This window comes from Mycobacterium sp. THU-M104 (genome assembly GCF_049197365.1).
Taxonomy (GTDB): domain Bacteria; phylum Actinomycetota; class Actinomycetes; order Mycobacteriales; family Mycobacteriaceae; genus Mycobacterium.
The window spans coordinates 1-8,544 of record NZ_JBMIOP010000043.1 but is presented as its reverse complement, the minus strand read 5'-3'; the positions used below and the strand labels follow the sequence as shown (position 1 = coordinate 8,544).

Genomic DNA, 8,544 nt, shown 5'->3' with positions numbered 1-8,544 from the left:
ATCTCCTGCTCCGCCGGCTCGACGCTCCGTCGCGACCATGCGTGGTCCGCAGCGTCGAGGGCTTCCACGACGCGCCGATCATCAACAGGCGCAACAGCAAGCCCCCGCTGTCGGCCGGCGCGAGGTCGTTCATGGCGGTCCGCCGCGGACCGGGGCCCCGACCGGCGCCGGCGATCGCGCTGCGCCGCGCATCGGCGAGGGCTTGCTCCCGGCGGGCGATCTCGGCGTTGAGTTCGGGTGCCATGCCGTCGCGCATCACCAAGCGCGCCGTCCAGCTCGCGCCGCGCGTCGGCGAGAAGCTCTTTTGCCGTTCGCGTTTCGGGTCCGGGCCCGGGAACGCCGGTGATCCGGGTCTGCGGACAGCCGGGGGAAGGATGGTACTCGCAGCGCGCGGTTTCCAGGGCCTTGTCCTGATTCGCGCGCCAGTTCGACGGCATTGTCGAGGCCGTTGCGAGCATGCTGGGTTTGCCGTAGGGCCGCCGCTGCCTGCGCGACCACCGGCGCCGAATCGGCGTTGCGCAGTGCCTGTTCGTCGAGATGGCGGTCGATCGCGCCGGAAAACATCACGAGCGCAGCGAGTTCGCCCACGACAACGCCGACCGACGCCGCCACAGCCACGCGTCCCGCGATCCCGGGCCGGTTCGGGCGCTTCCCGCTCGCGACCACCCGGGTCGCCGCGCCGACCAGTGCGGCGAAGACCAGGGCCGACGGCACGATCGCCGGCAGCGGCAACCATGTCGACTCGGCCATGGCCAGGCTCGCGACACACCAGGCCAGCACGGTTCCCCCAGCACGATCAAGCCGGCGACCGCGTGGCTGGACTTCTCGTGACGCTCGCCGAGATCGCGCCGGTGTCCGCCACCGAGCCACCTGAGCAGCCCGCCGGCACGCGATCCGGCCGGGCGGTGTTCAGCAAATTCGTCGATACCCATCGGAGTCCAAACACCTCCAATCGCGCAAGGTTCCCAGGCCACCGACTCACACACCGAATCGAGGCGCCCGGATGTGGCGTTGTTCACAACCTCGACGGAGCCCACCGCACCGCGCCGGGCGACGCGGCGTGGCTGCCGGGCGAAATTTCTGCGACGCGAGCAGATCAGCGGCTGTTCAGCCGGGCGACATGAGACGGTATAAGCCTATGCAGAGCCATGCTTACATCACCTACGAAGAATTCGGTCGCCGATTCTTCGAATACGCCGTAACCCCTGAACGGGTCGCGGCCGCCTTCGCCGACATCACGGGCAACGAATTCGCCATGGAACCGATCGCCCAGGGGCCCGGCGGGATTGCCAAGGTCAGCGCGAACGTCAAGATCCACGACCCGCGGGTGACGCGCCGTCTCGATGACAGCATCAGCTTCGTCATCCATATCCCGCTGTCGATCGATCTGCTTCTCGACCTGCGACTCGACAAGCAGCGGTTCGTGATCTCCGGGGACATCGCCCTGCGTGCTGCGGCGCGTGCCGCCGAGCCGCTGCTGCTGGTCGTCGAAGTCTCCAAACCGCGGCCCTCCGATATCACCGTCAATGTGTCGTCCAAGTCCTTCCGAGGCGAGGTGCTGCGCATCTTGGCAGGCGTCGACGGTGAGATCCGTCGATTCATCGCCCAGTACGTCGCCGACGAGATCGACGTGCACCAGTCGCAATCCGCTCAGGTCATCGACATTGCCCAGCAGATCGACGCGGCTCGCCCGTAGCCCGCGCTACGTAGGAGTAAGCCCGCGCGCGTACGGGTATGCATTCCGAGATCGCGGATGTCGACGATGGGGGAAACGAGGAACGTGGCACGAGTGGACGTTTCGATAGCCTCGGATGTGGAGCCGACGACCGTCTGGAAGCTCGCTTCCGATCTGCGCCGATTCGATGAGTGGATGACGATATTCGGTGGGTGGCGCGGCCCGGTGCCGTCGACGATCGAAAAGGGCACCCGGGTGTCGTCGTGCGTCAAGGTCAAAGGCTTCCGCAAAGTCGTCCACTGGAAGGTCACGGGCTACGACGAGACGAAATCGATTGAGCTGCAAGGCTATGGCCGTGGCGGAATCCGGATAGAGGTGAGCATGGAGGTAGCCGCCGACCCTCCGGGCTCGGAGTTCCATCTGACCGCCGACCTCGGTGGCGGTCTGCTGGGCGGGCCGATCGGCAGCCTGGTTGCGTGGGTGATCCGATCCGATGTTCGCAAGTCCATGGACAACATCGACAACCTCGCGTCGTTGCGGTGACCGGGGGACAGGCGGGCTACCGGCGACTCGCCGGCCAGTGCCGATATTCCGGGCGTGCACACCGGTGCGGGCCTTGCCCAGGGTGAAGTGCGCGGAACTTTCGCAGTCTGCCACCCGAAAAGGCTTTCGAGAAAACGACATCGATTCAGTCGTCAGTCCGGATCACGGGGCAGCAGCCGACGCACGGCCCGTGTCTCGATGGCGTTGATCGTCAGCGCCCGGCGGCTCATTCGCCAGCCCGCCGTCCGTCACCGTGTATTCGTCGTCGTAGCGAAGGTGCCACGTCGCATCGATCACTTCTTCGCCGCGCTGATTCCAGTGATGCGCGACGCAGGCGATGCGTCCCCACGCGCACCCGGGGCCCGAAGCTTCGTCGTACACCTCGCCGAGGATCGCGTGTTCGGTCCGGGCCACCGCGGCCACCGCGGCCACCGCCGTGGCGATCCCCTGCTGCCCCCGGTGTACGTGGACCAGCCCCGGAGCGCGCGGCGGATCGGGCACCACCAGCTCGGCCGTAGGTGTGAAAAGCCCTGCTGCGTAGTCGAATCGACGGTCGTCGACGTTGGCCGCATAGCGGTGGGCCAGGTCGCTCAGGGCCACCCGGTCCTCCGCCGAAAGCCTCATCGTCGACGCGCAGCGGTCACGAAGCCACCGACAGTCGCTGCGCACAGGCCGAGAGCATGTCCTTGGCCTGCTCTATGTCGGTGGTCGGCGGCATCGCCAGGACGATGCGGTCGGCACCTCGATCGGCAAGGGCGCCTGCCCGCTCGGCGTCGATCTTGGTGACCAGATGACCCAGTGAGATTTCCAGGCCCGTCGGATCCCGTCCCGCCGACGACGCGTCCTCGCGCATCACCGCGATCAGGGAGGCGAGTTCCGGGCCGCTCACGCCGAGCGGCTGGAAGCCGTCGCCGAACCGTCCTGCGCGTCGCGCGGCCGCCCGGCTGTGCCCGCCGATGTGCACCGGGAATCGTTGGTCGTCAACTGGTTTCGGGTACGACATGACGTCGTCGAAGCCGAAGAATTCCCCGTGGAACGACGCCCCTGTGGGCTTGTCGGCCCACAGCGCCCGCAACACCGCCAACTGCTCGTCGGCGCGCCGGCCCCGGTTGACAAAGTCGGCGCCGCAGGCCTCCGGCTCTTCCTTGAGCCCACCGACCCCTACGCACAGCCGCAGCCTCCCCCCCGACAGTGCGTCAACGGTCGCGGCTCTTTTGGCCAGCACGACCGGATGGTGGTTGGGCAGCACCAAGACTCCCGTGGCCAGCTCGAGCCGGCTGGTGTGGCCCGCCAGGAACGCCAGCAGATCGAGCGGATCGGGAATCGGGCAATCGGCCGCCAGCCCGAAGCGCCCGGAACTGTCGTAGGGATAGACGCTCCGGTAGCGGGTGAGCATAACGGTGTGCTCGACCACCACGATCGACTCGAAACCGCACAGCTCGAGGTGTTCGGCGAAACTCACCATCCAGCCGGGGTCGGCGGTGACACCGTCGGCGACGGGGGCCACGACCGACACCTTCATGGCCGGCGAAGCTACAGGGTCGCCGCCGGGCGGCTCAGCCGTCACCCCGCTCGCCGGCGGTGGGCGCGATCGCGGCGCGGACCGCCTCCGCCAGGGCCCCCGCCCGGCGGTCGGTGAACACGTCCTCGAGCATCAACTGCCGGCCGTCCGGTCCGGTCAGCGGAACCCGCCAGTTGGGATATTCGTCGATGGTTCCCGGTTGGTTCTGGGTGCGGCGGTCGCCGACCGCGTCGGTCAGCGCAACCCCCACCAGCCGCGACGGTGTCCGGCCCAGGTATCGGTAGAGGGCGATGACGACCTGCTCGGGGTCGTCCTCCCCGGCGGCGAGCAGGCCTACCCGGCGCAACTCGGTCAGCCAGGCCGCCAGCTCGGCCCGATCCGACTCGAGTTCCTCCGCCACGGGCCGGGTCAGCAGGCGGAGGGAGTCGCGCAGCCGGACGTGGTCACCGGCCAGGTAGCCGGCGGTGGGCGGCAGATCGTGGGTGGTGACCGATGCCAGGCAGTACTCCCGCCAGCGTTCGGCCGGCAGCGGGCCGCCGTTTCCGTCGCGGTCGAGTTCGAACCACAGGATCGAGGTGCCCAGCAGGCCGCGTAACAAGAGGTAGTCGCGCACCCACGGCTCGACCGTGCCGAGGTCTTCGCCGACCACCAGCGCCCCGGCCCGGTGTGCCTCCAGAGCCACGATGCCGATCATCGCCTCGTGGTCGTAGTGCACGTAGGTACCCTCGTTGGGCGGGGCGCCGGCGGGGATCCACCACAGCCGGAACAGCCCGATGATGTGATCGATCCGCACGCCGCCGGCATGCCGCAACACCGCCCGGATCAGCGCGCGGAACGGCCCGTACTCCTGCTGCTCCAGCTGGTCCGGCCGCCAGGGTGGCTGGGACCAGTCCTGGCCGAGCTGGTTGAACTCGTCCGGCGGCGCACCGGCGGTCACGCCCGAAGCCATCGCGTCCTGTAGGGCCCATGCGTCGGCGCCGTTGGGATGCACGCCGACGGCCAGATCGTGCATGACGCCCAGAGCCATCCCGGCCCGCACCGCTTGTGACTGCGCCGCCGCGAGCTGCTCATCGAGCTGCCACTGCATCCAGCGGTGGAAGTCGACGGCGTCCGGGTGCTTCTCGGCGAACCTGGCGACGCCCGCGGCACCGGGATGCCGCAGGGAGTCGGGCCACCGATGCCAGTCGGCGCCGTATCTCTCGGCCAGCGCGCAATACGTGGCGAAGTCGTCGAGTGCGCGGCCCTCGCGCTCTCGGAAACTCGCGTACGCCAGATCGCGGCCCGCCGACCGGGGGACTCGGTGCACCAAGTCGAGCGCGGCGCGCTTGGCGGCCCAGGCCCGGTCGCGGTCGATCGCGTCGACGCGGACGGCCCGGCGCTGCACATCGGAGCGCAGTTGTCGCACCCGGCCGCGCTTGCTCAGCTCGGCGAACTCGGGGATCGCCTCGACGCGAAGGTAGAGCGGGTTGACGAAACGCCGTGACGTCGGCAGGTAGGGCGACGGCTCCATGGGGAGCGTGGGGGCCGCCGCATGCAGCGGATTGACGAGCACGTAGTCGGCCCCGTGGCGGCACGCCGACCACACCGCCAGGTCCATCAGATCGGTAAGGTCCCCGACGCCCCATGACTGGCGCGATCGCACGCTGTAGAGCTGGGTGGCAAGGCCCCAGGCGCGGTGGGCGGCGAGCCGTTCGGGAAAGCCGAGCCAGTCCGGCGTCACGATGAGCGCGGTGCTGTCCTCGGCGTCCCCGGATTTCAGATGCACCCGGTGGTAGCCCAGCGGCAGGTCGCCCGGCACCACGAAGCTGGCCTCGCCGACCCAGCGGCCGTCCAGGTCGAACGGTGGGGTGAAGTTGTCGACCTGTCGGATCCCGCTGCGCGCGGTCCCGTCCTCGAGTTGCAACCACACCTCGGCCGGGTCCCCGTGAGTCACGTGGACCCAGAATCGGATCTGCTCACCGCTGCGCCCCACGAGGGTAGCCGGCATACGCCGGGTCCAGTACGACCTCAGGTGCGCAACCAGGGCGAGGTTGCGCTCCTGCTCGGTGTTGGCGGCCACGCCCAACGCCGCCAGCACTGCGACCAGTGTGCTCGTCGGAACTGGCACCTGTCGCCCGGTCCAGTCCTGGTACTCGGTGGCGACACCGAAACGTCTGGCCAGCTCGACAAGGGACGGCGCATGCTCGGTCATGCCGACCATCCTTCCCTGGGACTTTCCCTGGGACTTTCCCTGGGGATGCCTCGGAGGGGATGCCTCGGTGGGGATGCCTCGGAGGGGATGCCTCGGTCGCCGTCGTGCCGGAGCCCGCGTGAGGGCGCCATCGCGCAACTCGGCTCCGTCTTCCTTCGCGGAAGTCGACGCGATACAGGACGAGTCGGCGATCCGCAGCTACCATTCCCTCTGGAGACGCGAATATTCCGGCCGGTGATCGGGTGGGGGAGCGGAAAGTGCCAGCTCAGTGACGTACGTCGCTGTCGGCACCGTGCGCGATCCCGGTCCGGGCACAGCTGGCGGAATTTTCTCTCGGGCTCTTGGTATGAGGCTGGTACGAGGCGCGTCGTGCGAGTAGTCCAGGTGAGCGGACACAACGCAAGCGTGGCGAGGTCCGTGCGGGTGGCTTACGGTTGTCGATGGGATTCTCGCGCGGGTATCGCAGATCCCCAGAGCGTGTCAACAGACCGGATGGTGAATTAAGTGGCGGAAGAGAGTCGCGGGCAGCGGGGGTCCGGATACGGCCTCGGGCTGTCGACGCGGACGCAGGTGACGGGTTACCAATTCCTTGCTCGTCGGACCGCGATGGCGCTGACCCGGTGGCGGGTCCGTATGGAGATCGAGCCCGGCCGCCGGCAAAACCTGGCCGTGGTGGCGTCGGTGTCTGCGGCGCTGGTGATCTGCCTGGGAGCGCTGCTGTACTCCTTCCTCAGCCCGTCCGGTCAGATCAACGAGTCCCCGATCATCGCCGACCGCGACTCGGGCGCGCTGTACGTCCGGGTGGGCGACCGGTTGTATCCGGCGCTGAACCTCGCGTCTGCCCGGCTGATCACCGGCCGGCCGGACAACCCGCACCTGGTTCGGTCCAGCCAGATCTCGAGCCTCCCGCGCGGGCCGCTGGTCGGTATCCCCGGGGCGCCGTCGAACTTCGCGGCCAGGACGCCGGCCAAGTCATCGTGGCTGGTCTGCGACTCCGTGGGCACCGCGAGTGGGACGGGGTCCGGACTGAGTTCGCCCTCGGGTGTGACGGTGACCGTCATCGACGGCATCCCGGACCTCAGCGGCCACCGGCGGGTGCTGACGGGGTCGGACGCCACGGTTCTGAGCTACGGCGGCGACGCCTGGGTGATTCGCGAAGGGCGACGCTCGCGCATCGACGCGACGAACCGGTCGGTGCTGTTACCGCTGGGGCTGACGCCCGAGCAGGTCAGCGCGGCGAAGCCGATGAGCCGCGCCCTGTTCGACGCGTTACCGGTGGGGCCCGAGTTGACTGTGCCCGACGTGAAAGATGTCGGCAGCCCGGCATCCTTCCCCGGAGCGCCCGGCCCGGTGGGCACGGTGATCGTCACCCCGCAGATCAGTGGCCCGCAGCAGTATTCGCTGGTGTTGTCCGACGGCGTGCAGACGCTGCCACCGCTGGTGGCCCAGATCCTGCAGAACGCCGGTTCGGGTAACACCAAGCCGTTGACCGTGGAACCGTCGGCGCTGGCGAAGATGCCTGTGGTCAAGAAGCTGGATCTGTCGTCTTACCCGGACAACCCGTTGAACGTGATGGACATCCGAGAGAATCCGGCGACCTGCTGGTGGTGGGAGAAGACCGACGGCGAGAGCCGTGCGCGCGTCCAGGTCATCTCCGGGTCCAGCATCCCGGTCGATTCACATGACATGAACAAGGTCGTGCCGTTGGTGAAGGCCGACACGACGGGCCGGCAAGCCGACCAGGTCTATTTCGGTCCCGAGAACGCGAACTTCGTCGCGGTCACCGGCAACGATCCCGGTGCGAAGACCACGGAGTCGCTGTGGTGGCTGACTGACGCGGGGGCCCGGTTCGGGGTGGACGACGCCCGGGACGTGCGCGAGGCGCTGGGGTTGAAGACCACACCGAGCCTGGCGCCCTGGGTGGCGCTGCGGCTGCTGCCACAGGGTCCGACCCTGTCGCGGGCGGACGCCCTGGTGGAGCACGACACTCTTCCGATGGACATGACCCCTGCAGAGTTGGTGGTACCGAAGTGAAACGCGGATTTGCACGGCCGACACCGGAGAAGCCTCCGGTCATCAAGCCGGAGAACATCGTCCTGCCAACGCCGCTGAGCATTCCGCCGCCGGAGGGCAAGCCCTGGTACATGATCGTGATCGGCGTCGTCGTGATCGGCCTACTGGGCGGCATGGTGGCCATGACCTTCGCCAGTGGGTCACACGTGTTCGGCGGCGTCGGCTCGATCTTCCCGATCTTCATGGTCGGCGGGATGATGATGATGATGTTCGGCGGCCGGATGGGCGGCCAGCAGCAGATGAGCCGGCCGAAGCTGGATGCGATGCGCGCCCAGTTCATGTTGATGCTGGACATGCTGCGCGAAACGGCCCACGAGTCGGCCGACAGCATGGATGCCAACTACCGGTGGTTCCATCCGGCGCCCACGACACTGGCGGCCGCCGTCGGCTCGCCGCGGATGTGGGAACGCAAACCCGACGGCAAGGACCTCAACTTCGGCGTCGTCCGGATCGGCGTGGGCATGACCCGCCCCGAGGTGACCTGGGGTGAGCCGCAGAACATGCCGACCGACATCGAGCTGGAGCCGGTGACCGGCAAGG

General features: G+C 68.4%; 5 protein-coding genes and 3 pseudogenes. 4 read left to right on the top strand and 4 right to left on the bottom strand.

Annotated features, from left to right (window positions below; genetic code table 11):
• Positions 1-750: pseudogene (locus ACOJVU_RS04170) on the bottom strand (DUF4407 domain-containing protein); the annotation flags it as partial.
• A gap of 388 nt (positions 751-1,138) precedes the next feature.
• Between ACOJVU_RS04170 and ACOJVU_RS04165 the strand changes: the two are divergent.
• Both ACOJVU_RS04165 and ACOJVU_RS04160 read left to right on the top strand, forming a co-directional pair.
• The gene (locus ACOJVU_RS04165) at positions 1,139-1,696 is read left to right on the top strand and encodes a hypothetical protein (RefSeq protein WP_421528626.1); all 558 of its coding nucleotides are present in this window, start codon (positions 1,139-1,141) and stop codon (positions 1,694-1,696) included.
• An 84-nt stretch (positions 1,697-1,780) separates the two neighbouring features.
• Positions 1,781-2,218, top strand: coding sequence for a type II toxin-antitoxin system Rv0910 family toxin (locus tag ACOJVU_RS04160; protein WP_421528625.1), 438 nt, complete (start codon positions 1,781-1,783; stop codon positions 2,216-2,218).
• 152 nt (positions 2,219-2,370) lie between these two features.
• Here ACOJVU_RS04160 and ACOJVU_RS04155 read toward each other — a convergent pair.
• From ACOJVU_RS04155 to malQ, 3 genes and pseudogenes are all read right to left on the bottom strand, one after another.
• Positions 2,371-2,842, bottom strand: a pseudogene (locus ACOJVU_RS04155) (nuclear transport factor 2 family protein).
• A gap of 16 nt (positions 2,843-2,858) precedes the next feature.
• Positions 2,859-3,740, bottom strand: coding sequence for an LLM class F420-dependent oxidoreductase (locus ACOJVU_RS04150; protein ID WP_421528624.1), 882 nt, complete (start codon positions 3,738-3,740; stop codon positions 2,859-2,861).
• Positions 3,741-3,774: 34 nt separating this feature from the next.
• Complete coding sequence (gene malQ / locus ACOJVU_RS04145; protein ID WP_421528623.1) at positions 3,775-5,931, bottom strand: 4-alpha-glucanotransferase; 2,157 nt, start codon at positions 5,929-5,931, stop codon at positions 3,775-3,777.
• 504 nt (positions 5,932-6,435) lie between these two features.
• Between malQ and eccB the strand changes: the two genes are divergently transcribed.
• Positions 6,436-7,965 (top strand): type VII secretion protein EccB, encoded by a 1,530-nt coding sequence (gene eccB, locus ACOJVU_RS04140; protein ID WP_421528622.1) that lies wholly within the window; start codon positions 6,436-6,438, stop codon positions 7,963-7,965.
• A pseudogene (locus ACOJVU_RS04135) lies at positions 7,962-8,544 on the top strand (type VII secretion protein EccC); the annotation flags it as partial. The gene eccB and the pseudogene ACOJVU_RS04135, both read left to right, overlap by 4 nt.